Consider the following 16,516-nt stretch of genomic DNA (forward strand, 5'->3'; position numbering starts at 1 on the left):
TCAGCCTGGTGACGTCGTTCACCAGGCCTGGTCACCCACCAGGGGAACAAAACGAAATGTATCAAGTTCAATGCGCTCGTAGTCGGTCTCACTCACTCTGATAACGGTGATCATCTTCTGAGATTTTTCATCACCAACCGGTATAACCATCGTCCCTCCTACTTTCAGCTGCTTCAGCATGATTTCAGGAACAAAGGGAGCTCCGGCGGTAACCAGTATTTTGTCATAGGGGGCATATTTGGCAATTCCTTTCGACCCATCGCCACAAAAAAACTGAGCCTTATAACCCATTTTTTCCAGAAAAAGCTTCGCTCTGTTGTGCAGCTTCTCCTGCCGCTCTATCGTGTAAACCTCTGCCCCGAGTTCGAGAAGAATGCAGGTCTGATAACCCGATCCTGTCCCAATCTCAAGCACCTTATCGCCTACGCTGACGTTGAGGAGCTGAGTCTGATACGCAACGGTATAAGGCTGCGAAATCGTCTGGCCTTCCCCTATCGGGAAAGCAATATCCTTATAAGCCTGGCTCCAAAAAGTTTCATCGAAGAAGTAATGTCGCGGCACCTTACCTACCGCCTCGAGCACTCTCTTATCTTCAATTTTACGTTCATCCCTCAACAGTGCTACTAACTTCTTCCGGGCACCCTTTTCCCGGTAATTGTCAACAAACTTGTACGCCATTCTTCCGCAAAAATAACCTTCCTCTCCCGTAAATAACAATAGAAACAACATAGATTCTACTTATAACTACAAGCAGATAAAGTGACGCACATCATATTTAACAAGCAATTATTATATTAATTTCAGGCCATGAAAACATTTTTCCTTTTGCTTCTCGTGCTTGCTCCTTTTGCGGGCATAAGCCAACAAGCTGACACCGGGAAGATCAGGACCGAGCCCCCCAGCTATCGGAGCACCATTAACAATACCACCCTGTATTCATACACCATCGGGTTCAAGCTTTTCAGCTATGAGGCTTTCCCCAAGATTCTGGACCAGGTCAATGCAGACCAGCTGAGAAGGTCGTCCTTCAATGGCGTAATACTGAAATATAACGACAATCAGATAAGCTATCGGCTGTCCGGCAACTTTTACTCTCAACTCATTTCCTTTCGAAACAGATGCTCCGAATGCGAAGAGGTGAACGGACGTCTCACCGACAACCAAATTAAAGTGGGATTTGAAAAAAACTTTATTTACTCCTCAGTCCAGCCCTACGCGGGACTGGATATTGGCATTAAAAGCAGCGTGTTCAAGGGAGGCGTTTCACAACAAAGCAACACCATTTACGATCCCCGCTCCAGTGTCAGGACAGAAAAAAACGGCATTTCATTATCCCCGGTCATCGGCGTTAAGTTCAACCTAATAAATCATCTAAGCCTGGCCGCTGAAACTACAATGGATGTGTTATACAGTTACGAGAGACAGGAAAGAGGGAATCCGACAGATCCGGCGAGTACAACGCTTCACAAATACTACAAGTGGGAGTATCTCCTGAAACCGGTCGGGATGCTTAGCGTACAATACAATTTCGGAGCCATTTATTAATCAGGTTAGTAAGGGTCTACGTCTATCTGCACGAAAGTGCCTTTATTTTGCTTGTCGGTTTCAAAATTAAGCAGGGTGGTCCGAAGGAAATCTTTCACCTTCGTGACCGACATACCCTCCTTCTCTATTTTAATATAGATGGTCTTAATGTACAAGTTTCTGATACGCGACACTAACGGCTCTTCTGGTCCCAGTACCCGGCTTCCAAACACCTTTTTCAGCTCGTTACCCAACCGGTCGGCAGATATACTGAGGGCCATTGCATCTTTATGCTTAATATCAAGTCTTATCATCCGGCACAGGGGCGGATAGTTGAAATTTTTCCTGTCCGACATCTCCATGTTGAACAAGTCGGCATAATCGTGCCTGATTACCTGTTCTATCACCCGGTGATTGACCGAATGGGATTGAATAATCACAGTACCGCGCTTCTCTCGTCTCCCGGCCCTTCCGGCAACCTGAGACAGCAGTTGAAAGCTCCTTTCAAAAGCTCTGAAGTCTGGGTAATTCAGAAGGCTATCAGCGTTTACGATCCCGATAAGTGTGACATGGTCAAAGTCCAGACCTTTTGCTACGATCTGAGTCCCCACTAGTATATCTATTCGCCTCTCCTCAAAATCGTTTAGGATCCGCTGGAAACTGTTTTTACTGCGTGTTGTATCCAGGTCCATCCTGGCTATCCGTGAGTCGGGAAAAATAAACTGAAGGTCGTCCTCGATCTTCTCAGTTCCGAAGCCCTTTTGCTCAATATGAGTGGACCCGCAAGCCGGACATACAGGAACAGTATCCTGTTTGTAGCCGCAATAGTGGCAATGCAGCTTTCCTGTACTTTTATGAAAAGTAAGGCTCACATCGCAGTGTATACACTGAGGAATATAGCCGCAGGTTCTGCAGACAAGCATCGGAGTATATCCCCGCCGGTTCTGAAACAAAATCACTTGTTCCTTCCTCTGCAGCGCTAGCTTTATTTCGTCAAGGAGCACACTGGTGAAGTGCGACTGGATCGTCTTCTTTGTAGTCTCTTCGGTAATACTAACTACCTTAATCTCCGGCAGGCTTGACTCACCAAAACGCTGTGTCAGCTCTGCCAGTCCATACTTTCCGCTGCGCGCGTTATAATAACTTTCCATGGAAGGCGTAGCTGAACCGAGCAGTACTTTCGCTTGATGAAGCGAGGCCAGATAAATGGCGGTATCCCGCGCATGATAGCGCGGAGCCGGGTCAAACTGTTTGTACGACACTTCATGTTCTTCATCTACCACTATTAAGCCCAGGTCCGAGAACGGCAAGAACACAGAAGACCGGGCCCCCAGCACAATAGAATACTCACCTTTCAGAACTTTTCCCCATACTTCAACCCGCTCGTTATCGCCCAGGCGGGAGTGATAAATACCGATCCGGCTTCCGAAGTATTTACGAAGCCTCTCGATGATCTGGGTAGTGAGAGCAATTTCCGGCAGCAAATAAAGCACCTGCCGCCCTGTTCCAATTACCTCCTCAATTAACCGTACATAGAGCTGCGTTTTCCCCGAAGAGGTTACACCGTGAAGCAGCACCACGTCCTTCTGATCAAATTGCTGTCTGATAGACTCGACAGCGCCCTGCTGCTCTTCATTCAGCATAAACTCCCGACCGAGGTCCCCATCCTGATCATTCAGTCGACTCACATTTCGGCTTTCCAGAACAAAAATATCCTTCTCAACCAGCGAGCGAATAGCAGACTCCCCACATCCCGACGCTTCAACCAGCTCCTTTTTCCCAACAGGAGCGCCAGCCCTGCTTAATTGTATATAGGCCAGTAACGCGTCCAGCTGCTTCCGGCTCCGCTCAAGCAATTGAAATAATGCTTTTCGGTTTTCGCCCTCATCATAGAAGGGATTCAGGGAAATGAACGACTTTTGCTTTGGCTTATAGCGCTCTACGATCTCTTCGGAAATATGAACGATGCCCTTATCAAAAAGAGACTTCAGCAACCGGAACACCGACTTCTGCCCCAGGAGCTTGGTAATATCACTGATCTTTAACTCCGGCTGGATCTCAAGGGCGTCTATAATAAGAAATTCTTTATCGTTCAGCTCCTGCTTATCATATACAGCGTCCTGAAGGAGAATTACCTTGGTTTCACTCGCGAGCTTTAAAGCCGAGGGAAGCGCTGCCTGCATAACTTCGCCCTGCTGACACATGTAATACGAGGCCATCCATTCCCAAAGCCTTAATTGCGATTCGTTGACGATGCGATTCTCATCAAGTACGTCGATAACATATTTTGCTTCATAGAGTTCGGGAGGCTTGTTGCTTATGGCAGCGACTATAGCTGTGTAAACTCGACTTTTCCCAAACTGCACAACAACACGTCTGCCCACACCCACCTGGTCTTTCAGAGCATTTGGAATCCGATATGTGTAAGTTTTGGATATAGCCAGAGGCAGTATGACGTCGACGAAGAGCGTGGCCCGCTCCTGATGTTCCGCATTCAGTTCAAGCATTATTTATTTTTAATAGCCGCAAGAAGTAAAGATCCCCAGCCTACAATAAACAAAAGGCCGCCAATAGGAGTTACAGGTCCCAGAAAGCTAACCGAAAGCCTGGTAATGGTACGGGTAGACAACAGGTAAATAGAACCCGAAAAACAGAGGATACCTGCAACAAAGGCGTAGTAAGCGGTATTGACCAGCCCGTCCCTGTACTTTGCAACGGTAGACAGGAACAAGAGCGCCAGAGTATGATAAAAGTGATAGCTAACAGCCGTCTTCCAGTTATCAAGGTCCATCGCTGATATTCTCGACTTCAGGCCATGGGCACCGAAGGCGCCTAAGATTACCGCCAGTATTCCAAAAACTGCTGCTGTTATGATTATCTTTCTATTCATAATCCCCAAAATATAGTGTAATTAATAAACCTTCTTCGTCCTAAAAAAGTATTTTTGCTCACAGACAATGAGGAAAATAATCATTCTGAGCTCTGTTCTGCTGGTGGCTATAGCGGTAATCGCAGTAAAGTACTTTTCTGAACTTTCTGGTGTCAGTAACAACAGTGCAAAAGTATTAAAATATATCCCTTCCGATGCTGCTTTGGTTATGAGTTTTACTAATGATGAGTCATTTTATGACATTGTTAGCAACTACGAACCGTTTGATGCAATCCTTGGAGAGCAAAGAAGTGCGGAACTGACCCGTATTCACACGCTCCTGCTCGAGCAACCAGGCATCAAGGAGCTTACAGATCACAGTAAAATTTTTCTTTCCCTGCATCATTCTAAGACGGACTCCGTTGATTTCCTTTTCACCATCGGACTCAATGAAAGAATACAAGAGCAGAAGTTCATGGCGGATCTGCACAGCATCACGGCAGTGTCATTAAAGAAACTAGCAGGAGAAAACATCTACGAGGCCCATTTCGACAACTCCCCCTTTCCGTTTTATCTTTTCATCCGGGGAGATGTAGCCGCCGGAAGTTTCTCTGAAAAGTTAATAAGGCATGCTATTGACGAGGAGACTCCAAAAATACCGGACGACTTTGTAACTGAGATAGACGAAAAAAGTGCAAGGAACCATAACTCACCCGTTACACTCTTCATCAACCACGGCACGCTCCCATCCTTCGCAAAGTCATTTATGAGAGGTGCACTAGATGGCAACTCAGCTTTGATCCAGAAGATGAAGGGCTTTTCATCATTATCGATGAACTTTAAAAGCGACGCCCTGATGTTCAACGGAATCAGCACTCCCGATACCACTTCCCCCGCTTATCTCGATCTCTTTCTGACTCAGCGCCCGGTTAAAAACCAGTTAAAGTCGCTGCTGCCGGAGAATACGGCAAACTCGGTCTTATTCGGGTTCTCCAACTACAACGTATTTCATAACAAGCTCAGCTCTTTCCTCGATAAAAAAGGCCAGCTAAAGAAGATAAAGGCGCAATTAATGTTGATCAAGGCGCAAACAGGGGTAGACCTTGAAAAAGACCTCAGGCCTGTCTTCTCAACAGAGATAGCCGTGCTCGAAACAAAAGAAAGAGAGAAGTTTGGCATAATAAAGCTGACGAACGGCACCAGGGCAAACTCGACGCTGCAACTCATCAGCGATAGAATAACGGAAAACACAGGCCATCTGAACCATTCCAACCTTTTCTACTACTACTTTGGGGAGCCGTTTAAAAACTTCTCCCGGCCGTATTTCGGAATAATAGACAACTATCTGATTATATCCAATAGCCTGCCCGGATTGCAGCGCTATCTCTCTGATTATTCCTCTGGCAGGTTTATTTCCAAAACCAAAGAATATCAGGATCATGACCAGCTGGTTGCCAACAAAAGTAACATCCTCTATTTTGTCAATTCAGCAAACTCCGAGCAGATCATCAAGAGAGTGCTGAGGCGAGGCTTTTCTGAAGCCTTTTTCAATAAAAACTACGGTTTGTCTAACTTTTACGGACTCTCCTGGCAATGGAGCTCAGAGGGCTCGCATTTTCAGGTCAACCTGTATTCAAACTACCTGAGTAACGGAAAGAAAGAACTGAAGCCCGTTTGGACATTCAAAATGAATGCCCGGATCGGAGCCACACTCCAGGTGGTTAAAAATGGCAGCAAGAACATGATCCTCGTCCAGGACTACGTGAATAATCTTTACGCCCTGAGTACTGATGGCTCAAAAATATGGGCGGACCAGCTAGACGGGAAATTAGAAGGGCCAGTTACCCAACTTAGTGACGGCTCCCTGCTCTTCAACAGCAGCAGGAAGCTTTACCGGATTGACATCAAGGGAAATAGCTTTCCCGGCTTCCCTGTTAATCTGCCCTACAATGCCACAGCCGGGCTCTCACTCAGCAGCCCGAAGCCCGACGTAGCCAGAGCCTTTATTCCTGCAGGGAACATGTTATTGGCATACGATATGAATGGGAAGACAGTAGAGGGCTGGAACAAACAGCTACCGGGAAAAATATTGTTTGATGTTAAACTTATAGCTGCGGACAACATTAACTATGTGATAGCCGGAACAAAAACGGGAGAGTTTTTCTTTTTTAATAACGAAGGCCGCACTGTTGGAAAAGCCAGAATAAAACGAGTAACGCTCTTTAAAAACCCGCTGTTTACCCTCAAGACAGAGGAAGGCAAGATCAATATCGTTACGGCCGACACCGCTGGCATTGTCTATCACATAGGTTTAAATGGAGTGATAACAGAGCAAGAGATTGCAGCATCGGTAGCTCCCGACTTTGCTTTCGAGGTAGCCAATGTAGCAGGAGATGAACAACCAGAACTGATCTACCTCGATAAACAGCAACTGAATGTCTACAATAACGACGGCTCTCTCGCCTTTATGTACAACTTCGAACAGCAGGCAAATCTCCCGGCCCAATTGTTTTCGCTTAAGAAAAACGAATATATTGTCGGTGTATCTTCAAAAACAGGTGCTATGCAATTCTTGCTCGACTCCGAAGGCAGCCTGATGAAGGGATTACCGCTAAAGGGAGATGGAGTGTTCTATGCAGGATATTTAAAAAACGACGGAATACGGTATGTAATCAATGGAACAAACAATGTATTGCAGGCGTATAAGCTGTAGAATGCGATTTGTAATAGTTTACCTTTTCTTCTGCCTCTTTTTTTGCACTACCGCCTTCGCGCAGCATTATTCATTGTACAATACCGGGACGATGTACGACGCCTTTGAAAATCCGTCCCAAAAGTCCTTTCAGATCGACTCCAGCAAGCGGTACTCATTTAATTTCTTTATTCCCACTGCAGGTGTCAATTATGCAATTGGCGGGCCAGCAGACGCTGCATTAAGAAAAGTATTATATACCGGAATCTATGATACGCGTTCGGTCTCTTTAGATGCAGACAAGCCCAACTATGCCGTTCTTTCCGAAAACAGCTATCTTCTGGCCTTTCGGATGTTGAAAACGGTGAAGTATCAGCGCGAGATGGGCTTCTCATGGCAGATTAAGACAGAAGGTCGCGGCACTACCACCAACCGAGCTCTGATCGTGATGAACAACTATAACCGGATCGTTGACGAGCTGCTGAATAAGGGAGAGCTCGATAACAACATCTTTAATACCACCATATCCGCCCAGTCCTACCACCAATTCTCGTTCACTTATCGCGAAAATTATAACAAGCGCCTTGCCTGGGGCCTCAAGCTCAGCTACCTCAGCGGCATGATGTACAACAGAATAAAGCTCAACTCATCGACCCTCCAATTCAGTGATGACGGAACCGGCTACGATGTCGTTCTAAACGGCAATTACAAAACGAGCTTTTACTATGATGATTTCGACTACAAATCGCTGAGACCAGGATTTAAAAACCCCGGCGCGGCACTTGGCTTAAGTGTAAACTACAGAACGGCCAGCGGCTGGTACATCATGGGAAATCTGAAAGACATGGGCTTTATTAAATGGAATAAAAAGTCGTACGAGTTCAGGGCAGATGACTACAAGATTAAAGCAAGCAGAGCCGATGACAGCCTCTGGAATGATATAAAAGACAAACTGCAAAGGCAGGGGTACTTAAGCGCAACAAATTCAAAAGCAGAAGGGCTGATGAGCAAGGACTTTGGGGCCTACAGCGCAGCACTCATTTTATCCAAGAACCTTCTCAATAAGGGAGGAGATGCAGCTCTTGTCAACACCATTAAATATCGCGCACTACAGGTCAGCCTGCCGCTGACTTATAATCTCGACTATGGCTTCCAGGCAGGCGGCCAGCTAATGATCAAGTCGCCAAATGTTGAATTTTTCCTGGGCTCAGATCAGTCGCTAAAAACGTCGACAAGTGTAAAAAGCTTTTCAACCTCCGACGAAACACTGGGTAAGGGGTATAGCGGAGCTTCCGTTTACTTTGGATTTGCTCTCAAATTCGGACCAGTAATGAACCGCTGGCAGAACTCCACCCTTGTTCCGGGAATTAACGACAAGCCCGCGCGAAAGACGTTAATGACCAGGCTGTTTGGCCACCGTGCCGACTATTGAGCCGCCGGCCCGGGTTTTCCTGCTATAAAGTCTTTTAGATAATAGGGTTCAAAATAGGCTACATCTTCAAAGGTCCCCGCTTCAAACTTCTCCAGCGCAAGCACGTTCATGTCGGACGCAGAGTTTACAAATCCGTTTAAAAATACAGCGTTCACCTGTCCGCTCAGCACCTCTTCACACTTTGCAGCGCCGTCGCCCAGAAACAAAACCCTGTTTGCAGTCAATATATCAGCAAATGAGCCTGCATCAATAATCTTCGCCTCAACGGGACTCACCTCCCTAAGGTGTTCGTCGTAGATCGCTGTATATACTTCCATACGACGCGCGTCGATCATCGGACAATAAAACATCCCCGGCCGTTTCTCCCTGGCCGAACTTGCCATGGCTGTCAATGTATTAATGGCAATAAGGGGAATATCAAGAGCATAACAGAGTCCCTTTGCGGTAGAAACTCCGATACGAAGACCAGTGTAGGAGCCTGGGCCCTTGCTTACAGCTACCGCATCCAGCGCTGAAAGAGGCAGACCGGCTTCTTTCATTACCTGATCGATAAAAGGAGTAACAGAAGAGGCATGTGCATTACGCTCATTCAATTCGCGCCATGCAAGCGTCTTTCCATCACGAGCCAGCGCAACAGAGCATGAAGCAGTGGCTGTTTCTATTTGAAGGATAAGTGCCATCGCCCGCAAAGATGCAAATAAGTGTGATTTATTAAAAGTAAGATTGATTTATGGAACTGGGTCATGACCATGCCCGCCCCAGGGATGACATCTCGACAGCCGTTTTAAAGTGAGCCAGCCACCTTTGTAAGGACCGTATTTTCGGATTGCCTCCAGACCATACTGTGAACAGGTGGGAGTATAACGGCAGGATGCGCCTAAAAGTGGAGATAGCAGGTACTGATACAAGCGAATGAGCGTGACGAATATTAGCCCCATAACCCATTTAACTGCCTTTACCAGCATCTTCCACATAAATTTTTGCCAATTGTCCGAAAACAGCAAGAAGCTTTTTGTTGATCACTTTATAATCAACGATCTCCTTCCCCACATATTGCAGGGACAACAAAAGCTGAATATGATGTTCCGAAAGGAAGGGATACAGCGACGACTCCTTGTGAAGACGATACGCCTCCCTGATTCGCCTCTTTATCAGATTGCGATCGTGAGCCCTCTTAAACCTCCGCTTAGGCACCACAATGACCACCTGCGCAGGGTAATGTACCGGCAAAGGCTCCCGGAGATGAACAACCCGGAATGGATATACAAGAAAAGAAGAACCGTTATTAAAAAGCTTATCTAAAAACTTTTTACTACATAACCGTTCCTCTTTTCTAAATTGGTACATTTTTGATTGCCTGAAAGCCTGCTGTTGCAGAACGGCCCGATGACCGCCGGCACTGCAATCAAAAACTATGCTTTATGACGACGCTCGTCGGAAACACTCAATCTCTTTCTGCCTTTGGCTCTTCTTGAAGCTAATACCCTTCTGCCATTAGCGGTGCTCATACGCTCTCTGAACCCGTGCTTATTTCTTCTTTTTCTCTGAGAAGGCTGGAATGTTCTTTTCATGATTATAAAAATGTAGCTCTTAAAAACAAGAGCGCAAATATAGGGAGTTTTTTCTCTTTATCAAATTAAATTTAGCTATTCAAAACAATTTAAATAACAGCAGCCCCTCCTCATTATCACCCCACTATCATTTGTCGCCGCTGCAGCCGGAGGCACTCATACCCTTCCCGTTTTTTCATACATTTGTACAAATTCGCCGGGCTGCCCCGGCGTAACACATAACACACAGCAGGAGACTAGTCAAGACATGGAACAGTTAACAGAGTTTGGAAAAGTATCGATCATGCTACTAACCGGAGTAATACTGGTAAGCGCTATGATCTTTCTTTCCAAAATGCTTGCCCCCAAAAAGCCGACACCATTAAAGCTAAGTTCGTACGAGTGCGGTGAGGAACCAACGGGGAACTCCTGGGGGCAGTTTAATCCCCGGTTTTACGTCATAGCTCTTGTATTTCTATTGTTCGATGTCGAGTTAATTTTCATCTTTCCCTGGTCCACCATCTTTGCTCAGAAGGACATTATCGACGCACATCCCGCCTGGGGCTGGGTAACATTGGCAGAGATGTTCCTCTTTGTAGGCATCCTGGTGCTTGGGCTGGTCTACGTTTGGAAAAGAGGAGACATAGAATGGATCAAGCCAGAACAAAAGCTCCCTGAAGTCGAAACAGCTATACCAAAATCTGTCTACCATCGTATTAATGAAGAGAAATATGCGGTGAGGGCTTTCACAATGGACGCGATAAAGGCGGAAACAGCACAAGAAGAAGTTTCAGCTACGCAGGCACAGGCGAAACCTGCCTTTAAACCCGCATTTAGGAGGATACAGAAATGAGTTTGGAAAAGATGTCGCAAGACGGGGGAATTATAGTAACAAAGTTAGACGACCTGCTCAACTGGGCGCGGTTATCATCCTTGTGGCCTGTCAGTTTTGGCATTGCCTGCTGTGCCATCGAAATGATGGGAGCATACTCCTCTAATTTTGACCTCGATCGCCTGGGGGTATTCCCAAGGCCCACGCCCAGGCAAAGCGACGTGATCATCATAGCTGGAACGGTTACGTTCAAAATGGCAGAAAGGATCAAGCGCCTGTACGAACAGATGCCCGAACCCAAGTACGTCATTTCTATGGGGTCGTGTTCTAACTGCGGCGGACCTTACTGGCAACATGGCTATCATGTGGTAAAAGGAGTAGACCGGGTTATTCCGGTAGACATTTACGTGCAGGGCTGCCCTCCCCGTCCCGAAGCCCTTATAGGCGGAATATTGGAGCTCCAGAAAAAGATCAAAGAGGAAAGCCTGCTAAACAGCTAGTAAGTTGTAAATGGTAAATTGCAAGTTGTAGGTAGTAAATTGCGGGTTGTGGGTTGACGGATGTGGGCAGTAAGTGCAACCATCACCTATAACTTATAACCTGCAACCAATAACTCACAACGCGCAACGCGGCACCCCTAACGCACATCCAATTCGCTTTTCTCAGAGATTTCAGTTAAACTTGCATCAATGAAAGCATTTTACGGAGACTTACGTGTAGGTATTCTTGGAGGAGGCCAACTGGGGCGCATGCTCATTCAGGACGCTATCAATTACAATGTCAGTATCCGCGTTTTAGATCCGGATCCTGAAGCGTCGTGCAAAAGCCTTTGCGACAAATTTGTCACAGGCTCGCTCACCGACTACGAAACTGTTTACAACTTCGGTAAGCAGACCGACCTGCTGACTATTGAGATCGAAAAAGTAAATGTTGATGCTTTGCAAAAGCTGGAAGATGAAGGGGTGCTGGTCTACCCCCAACCGCGTGTTATCCGGCTTATTCAAGACAAGGGTCTTCAGAAGGAATTCTTCAAACAGCACGGAATCCCCACCGCCCCCTTTCAGCTCATCACCTCACGCGAAGCACTGAAGGGTGCAAATCTCAGTTATCCCTTTATTCAAAAGCTAAGGCGGGATGGCTATGACGGCCGCGGAGTTTACAAAGTGCGATCTGCCGAAGATATAGCAGATGCGTTTGACGCACCTAGCATCATTGAGGAATGGGTCGATTTTGAAAAAGAAATATCAGTAATTGTAGCCCGCAATGAAGATGGCGAGATCAAAGCTTTCCCATGTGTGGAAATGGAGTTCAACCCCGAAGCTAACCTGGTAGAATTCCTGATCTCCCCCTCTACCCTTCCCCTGGAAGTGCAGAACCGGGCAGAATACCTGGCGACAGAAATTGCAAAAGCACTAAAGATCACTGGCCTGCTCGCCGTAGAGATGTTTTTAACCAAAGATGGCAAGATTCTCATTAACGAGCTTGCTCCCCGTCCCCACAACAGCGGACATCATACCATCGAAGGCAACTACGTTTCTCAGTTTGAACAACACCTTCGCGCCATTTTCAATCTTCCTCTGGGCGACATCAGGCCTGTCACGCATGCCGTCATGATTAACCTCCTCGGGGAAACAGGGTACGAAGGTCCTGCCCTTTATGAGGGACTGGAAGAAGTTCTCAAACTGGATGGCGTTTACGTTCATCTGTACGGAAAGAAATTCACCAAACCATTCCGGAAAATGGGCCACGTCACCATCATTGACGATGTTCGGGAAAAGGCAATTCAGAAGGCACGTTTTGTGCAGCAGACAGTGAAAGTTAAGGCATAACAAGGAGGACTGCAGAGCCCCATAAGCTTCCAAAGCATATACCAAGCTTGCAGTTCCAAACATACATACGACAGGCAATGAAAGTAGGCATAATAATGGGCAGTAAATCAGATCTTCCTGTGATGCAGGATGCTGCCGACGCTTTAAAAGATCTCGGCGTTGAATACGAAATAACAGTAGTTTCAGCCCACCGCACTCCTGAAAGGATGTTCAATTACGCAAAGACAGCCGAAGAAAGAGGGCTAAAAGTGATTATTGCGGGCGCAGGCGGTGCCGCTCACCTTCCCGGCATGGTCGCCTCGCTAACCCATCTTCCGGTTATTGGCGTTCCGATAAAATCTTCAAATTCGATAGACGGCTGGGACTCTATCCTCTCTATCCTTCAAATGCCCAATGGCATTCCGGTTGCTACCGTTGCACTTAATGCGGCGAAAAACGCTGGGCTGCTGGCTGCACAGATACTCGGAACTGCTGACAAAGGATTAGGAGAACGCCTTAAGGCATATAAAGAAGATCTTAAGAAAAAGATTGAAGATACTGCCAGAGAGATGGAAGCGACAAATAGCTGAGACCATCGGCTACCAGACTCTTTACTCTCCATAATTTAATCAAGTCCACCGGCAGGCTTTGGTTACGACCGAAACTTCGTCACCCCTTACTCCACTAATCCAATCAGGTCCCGCGTCTGCAGCGGGGCCCGTTGTTTTAAAATGACTTCTGATTACCTGCCAGTCCTTGTCATAATTGAGTGAGGACTTTGCAAGTCGCATTAATTCCACATCGGGTTTTCAGGAAAATTGACCATGTGGGCGTACTTCGGGCCCAGTCCCACTACGATATCCTTCCATAGGTTTTCCTCCTCATCAGTGAAAATAAAATCGGCGTTATACTGATTGGTGACCAGCCACGAGTTCTGTTCAAGTTCCCTGTCGAGCTGACCAACCTCCCATCCCGAATATCCCGCGAAGAAGCGGATTTCGCTTTCATCAATCTGTCTGTTGTTGATCAGAAGCTTTAGCGTCTCAAAATTACCGCCCCAGTAAATTCCTTTTCCGATTTCCGTACCGCTGTTCATCCTGTCAGGGCAGCGATGAAGGAAATGAAGCGTATCGTTTCCTACGGGGCCACCCACATAGATGGGGAAGGGGGCGTTCGGACAATCCGGAATCAGATCACTGAGCACAAAGTCGCTCTTCTGGTTCAGCACATACCCTACTGTGCCTTCGTCATTATGTTCCGCAAGCAGCACCACCGACCGCTTGAAGTTTGGATCGAGCATAAAAGGCTCTGATATAAGCAGACTCGAAGTCTTTGGCTGAACTTGATTTAACATGTAATAGTAACAATGCCTTAATGCTATATGTTTTTACAATGATTTGAGATGCTTTTTACCCTTTAAATTTTTACAATTGTTAAGTTTGCACATATGACCTTAAATAACGAAACGATCCAAAATCTCAGGCAGGAATATCGCGCTGCCACCCTTTCAGAAACTGAGGTAGCTCCTGATCCCATCAGTCAGTTTTCTAAATGGTTCTCAGAAGCATTAGCTTCGAGTTTAACAGAGCCAAATGCGATGACCCTTGCTACTGCTACAGCCGATGGCAAGCCTTCCGCACGCATCATGCTTCTGAAGGGTTTTGAAGAGAGAGGATTTATTTTTTACACCAATTACCTGAGCCGCAAGGGCCAGGAAATCACCAAGAACCCCTACGCTTCGCTGGTGTTCTTCTGGCAGGAGCTCGAACGCCAGGTCCGCATAGAAGGAATACTGGAGAAAATAGATGAAAAAGAATCTGAACGCTACTTCCATTCCAGGCCCAGAGGCAGTCAGATTGGCGCCCATGCCTCTCCGCAAAGCCGCGAGATTGCCGGGCGGCAGGTTCTCGAAAAAAACATAGAACAACTCGAAGAGAAATATAAGGACGGAGCTGAAATACCCAAGCCTCCTCACTGGGGTGGTTACATTGTGAAGCCCACCTTCGTGGAATTTTGGCAGGGCGGCCGCGGTCGCGTACACGACAGGATCGCATACCGCCTGGAAAACAACACCTGGAAGATCGTCCGTTTAGCACCCTAGTATGACATTTGAAGAAATCAAAGCACTGCTGATCAGCAAATTTGGAGAAGAGGTAATCGTTGGCGAAGAGCAGCTTGGAAAGCAGCCCGCTTTGCTTATAAAGCCGGAGATGATCGCGGACGTCTGCCTGGAACTCAGGAACAACGATCAAACATGGTTCGACTTTCTCTCCTGTCTTTCCGGAGTGGATCACGGGGTTGAGGAGAATGTCTTCAGTGTTGTATATCATCTTGCGTCCATACCGTTTAAAAACCAGCTCACGCTGAAGGTCAAAAAGTACCACGACCGCAGTCGCGAGGATCTTCCCTCCTTCCCAACAGTCAGCCATGTATGGCGAACGGCCGACTGGCATGAGCGGGAAGCATTTGATCTTCTGGGCATCTTCTTTGAAGGCCACCCCGACCTGCGGCGCATTCTTTTGCCCGACGACTGGGAAGGCTACCCGCTGCGAAAGGATTACAAGGCGCAGGAGTACTATCATGGCATTAAAGTAAACTGATCGGGAGGAATTTCCATGAACAAGCAACAACCAACCCGGTACGAACAGCTGATAGCGGGTGCAAAGTCAACAGAGATGATCCTCAACATGGGGCCTCAGCATCCCTCTACGCACGGCGTATTGAGGCTGGAGGTCATTACTGACGGCGAAATAGTCAGAGAGGTGATTCCCCACGTCGGCTATCTGCATCGATGCTTTGAGAAACATGCCGAAAATCTCACCTATCAGCAGACCATTCCCTTTGCCGACCGGATGGACTACCTTGCTTCCATGAACAACGCTCACGCCTGGGTAATGGGCGTAGAGCGCATGCTCGGCATTGACAAAGACATCCCAAAGCGAATTGAATACATCAGAGTGCTCGTTTGCGAGCTGAATCGTATAGGCTCCCATCTGATCGCTCTGGGAACCTACGGCATTGACATCGGTGCGTTCACTCCCTTTTTATGGTGTTTTCGCGACCGGGAGCACATCATGAACATGCTTGAGTGGGCATCGGGCTCCAGAATGCTCTATAACTACATCTGGGTGGGCGGCCTATTCTACGACCTGCCCGTCGGCTTTGAGGAACGATGCAGCGAATTTGTGGCCTACTTCAAGCCCAAAATAAAAGAACTGAACGAACTCCTCACCGGCAACCAGATCTTTATCTCCAGAACAGCTAACGTGGGTATCTTGCCTCTTGACGTTGCTATCAGTTACGGCTGTTCGGGCCCTATGCTGCGTGCGTCAGGACTCAAATGGGATCTGCGGCGTGTTGACGAATATTCAGTGTATCCGGAGGTTGAATTCGACGTCCCAATCGGCAAGGGAGAAATGGGAACCACAGGCGACTGCTGGGACCGCTTCAAGGTACGGATCGATGAGATCGAGCAATCGGTCAGAATTATCGAACAATGCCTGGAAAGACTACAAAAGGATCTGAAAAGAACACCTGATTTTGATCCGCGGGCTAAGCTTCCCAAAAAGATTGTGCCCAAAGCGCAGGACTTTTACCTGAGAGCAGAAAGCCCCAGGGGTGAGCTTGGATACTACTTTATCACAGATGGCAAGACGGAGATACCCAAAAGGGTAAAAGCCCGGGCTCCGAGCTTCCATAACTTATCGGTAATCTCAGAAATATCAAGAGGCATCCTAATTGCAGACCTGATCGCCATCATCGGATCTATTGACATTGTTTTAGGTGAATTGGACAGATAGGATATAAAT

General features: G+C 47.1%; 18 protein-coding genes. 10 read left to right on the plus strand and 8 right to left on the minus strand.

Annotated features, from left to right (window positions below):
• Window positions 1-18: 18 nt before the first annotated feature.
• Window positions 19-678: a protein-L-isoaspartate(D-aspartate) O-methyltransferase gene (locus ACES2C_RS20525; protein WP_374166999.1), complete on the minus strand. Its 660-nt coding sequence runs from the start codon at window positions 676-678 to the stop codon at window positions 19-21.
• Window positions 679-807: 129 nt separating this feature from the next.
• Here ACES2C_RS20525 and ACES2C_RS20530 point away from each other — a divergent pair, with 129 nt between their 5' ends.
• Window positions 808-1,545 (plus strand): hypothetical protein, encoded by a 738-nt coding sequence (locus tag ACES2C_RS20530; RefSeq protein ID WP_374164918.1) that lies wholly within the window; start codon window positions 808-810, stop codon window positions 1,543-1,545.
• 5 nt (window positions 1,546-1,550) lie between these two features.
• Here ACES2C_RS20530 and priA read toward each other — a convergent pair whose 3' ends face one another.
• Both priA and ACES2C_RS20540 read right to left on the minus strand, forming a co-directional pair.
• A complete protein-coding gene (gene priA, locus ACES2C_RS20535) occupies window positions 1,551-4,031 on the minus strand; it encodes a primosomal protein N' (protein ID WP_374164919.1) in 2,481 nt (826 codons plus the stop codon).
• On the minus strand, window positions 4,031-4,414 hold the full coding sequence (locus ACES2C_RS20540; protein ID WP_374164920.1) for a DUF423 domain-containing protein: 384 nt from the start codon (window positions 4,412-4,414) through the stop codon (window positions 4,031-4,033). The genes priA and ACES2C_RS20540 overlap by 1 nt, the downstream gene beginning before the upstream one ends.
• A 67-nt stretch (window positions 4,415-4,481) precedes the next feature.
• Between ACES2C_RS20540 and ACES2C_RS20545 the strand changes: the two genes are divergently transcribed.
• The gene (locus ACES2C_RS20545) at window positions 4,482-7,106 is read left to right on the plus strand and encodes a hypothetical protein (RefSeq protein WP_374164921.1); all 2,625 of its coding nucleotides are present in this window, start codon (window positions 4,482-4,484) and stop codon (window positions 7,104-7,106) included.
• Window position 7,107: 1 nt separating this feature from the next.
• The gene (locus ACES2C_RS20550; RefSeq protein ID WP_374164922.1) at window positions 7,108-8,517 is read left to right on the plus strand and encodes a DUF5723 family protein; all 1,410 of its coding nucleotides are present in this window, start codon (window positions 7,108-7,110) and stop codon (window positions 8,515-8,517) included.
• On the opposite strand, the gene tsaB is transcribed toward ACES2C_RS20550, so the two are convergent.
• From tsaB to rpmH, 4 genes are all read right to left on the minus strand, one after another.
• Entirely contained in the window at window positions 8,511-9,197 is a 687-nt protein-coding gene (tsaB, locus tag ACES2C_RS20555; RefSeq protein WP_374164923.1) for a tRNA (adenosine(37)-N6)-threonylcarbamoyltransferase complex dimerization subunit type 1 TsaB, read from the minus strand. The genes ACES2C_RS20550 and tsaB overlap by 7 nt on opposite strands.
• 48 nt (window positions 9,198-9,245) lie before the next feature.
• On the minus strand, window positions 9,246-9,482 hold the full coding sequence (yidD, locus tag ACES2C_RS20560; protein ID WP_374167000.1) for a membrane protein insertion efficiency factor YidD: 237 nt from the start codon (window positions 9,480-9,482) through the stop codon (window positions 9,246-9,248).
• Window positions 9,463-9,864 carry a ribonuclease P protein component gene (locus tag ACES2C_RS20565; RefSeq protein ID WP_374164924.1) on the minus strand — a complete coding sequence of 134 codons (402 nt, stop codon included), beginning with the start codon at window positions 9,862-9,864 and terminating at the stop codon, window positions 9,463-9,465. Before ACES2C_RS20565 ends, yidD begins: the two co-directional genes overlap by 20 nt.
• A 65-nt stretch (window positions 9,865-9,929) precedes the next feature.
• Window positions 9,930-10,088, minus strand: coding sequence for a 50S ribosomal protein L34 (gene rpmH / locus ACES2C_RS20570; protein WP_092390256.1), 159 nt, complete (start codon window positions 10,086-10,088; stop codon window positions 9,930-9,932).
• 247 nt (window positions 10,089-10,335) lie between these two features.
• Here rpmH and ACES2C_RS20575 point away from each other — a divergent pair, with 247 nt between their 5' ends.
• The 4 genes from ACES2C_RS20575 (at window position 10,336) to purE (ending at window position 13,297) form a co-directional block, all read left to right on the plus strand.
• Window positions 10,336-10,920 (plus strand): NADH-quinone oxidoreductase subunit A, encoded by a 585-nt coding sequence (locus ACES2C_RS20575; RefSeq protein ID WP_374164925.1) that lies wholly within the window; start codon window positions 10,336-10,338, stop codon window positions 10,918-10,920.
• Window positions 10,917-11,399 (plus strand): NADH-quinone oxidoreductase subunit B, encoded by a 483-nt coding sequence (locus ACES2C_RS20580; protein WP_374164926.1) that lies wholly within the window; start codon window positions 10,917-10,919, stop codon window positions 11,397-11,399. Before ACES2C_RS20575 ends, ACES2C_RS20580 begins: the two co-directional genes overlap by 4 nt.
• A gap of 189 nt (window positions 11,400-11,588) precedes the next feature.
• Window positions 11,589-12,728, plus strand: a complete 1,140-nt coding sequence (locus ACES2C_RS20585) for a 5-(carboxyamino)imidazole ribonucleotide synthase (protein WP_374164927.1) — start codon at window positions 11,589-11,591, stop codon at window positions 12,726-12,728.
• Window positions 12,729-12,805: 77 nt separating this feature from the next.
• Window positions 12,806-13,297, plus strand: a complete 492-nt coding sequence (purE, locus tag ACES2C_RS20590) for a 5-(carboxyamino)imidazole ribonucleotide mutase (protein WP_374164928.1) — start codon at window positions 12,806-12,808, stop codon at window positions 13,295-13,297.
• 200 nt (window positions 13,298-13,497) lie between these two features.
• On the opposite strand, the gene ACES2C_RS20595 is transcribed toward purE, so the two are convergent.
• On the minus strand, window positions 13,498-14,007 hold the full coding sequence (locus tag ACES2C_RS20595; RefSeq protein WP_374164929.1) for a YqgE/AlgH family protein: 510 nt from the start codon (window positions 14,005-14,007) through the stop codon (window positions 13,498-13,500).
• 147 nt (window positions 14,008-14,154) lie between these two features.
• On the opposite strand from ACES2C_RS20595, the gene pdxH reads away from it, so the two are divergent.
• The 3 genes from pdxH to ACES2C_RS20610 are packed head-to-tail and all read left to right on the plus strand — an operon-like array spanning window position 14,155 to window position 16,507.
• Window positions 14,155-14,808, plus strand: coding sequence for a pyridoxamine 5'-phosphate oxidase (pdxH, locus tag ACES2C_RS20600; protein ID WP_374164930.1), 654 nt, complete (start codon window positions 14,155-14,157; stop codon window positions 14,806-14,808).
• A 1-nt stretch (window position 14,809) separates the two neighbouring features.
• Window positions 14,810-15,307: an NADH-quinone oxidoreductase subunit C gene (locus ACES2C_RS20605; RefSeq protein WP_374164931.1), complete on the plus strand. Its 498-nt coding sequence runs from the start codon at window positions 14,810-14,812 to the stop codon at window positions 15,305-15,307.
• Between the two features lie 15 nt (window positions 15,308-15,322).
• Window positions 15,323-16,507, plus strand: coding sequence for an NADH-quinone oxidoreductase subunit D (locus ACES2C_RS20610; protein WP_374164932.1), 1,185 nt, complete (start codon window positions 15,323-15,325; stop codon window positions 16,505-16,507).
• Window positions 16,508-16,516: the final 9 nt, after the last annotated feature.

The sequence above is a fragment of the Arcticibacter sp. MXS-1 genome (genome assembly GCF_041902385.1).
Taxonomy (GTDB): domain Bacteria; phylum Bacteroidota; class Bacteroidia; order Sphingobacteriales; family Sphingobacteriaceae; genus Arcticibacter.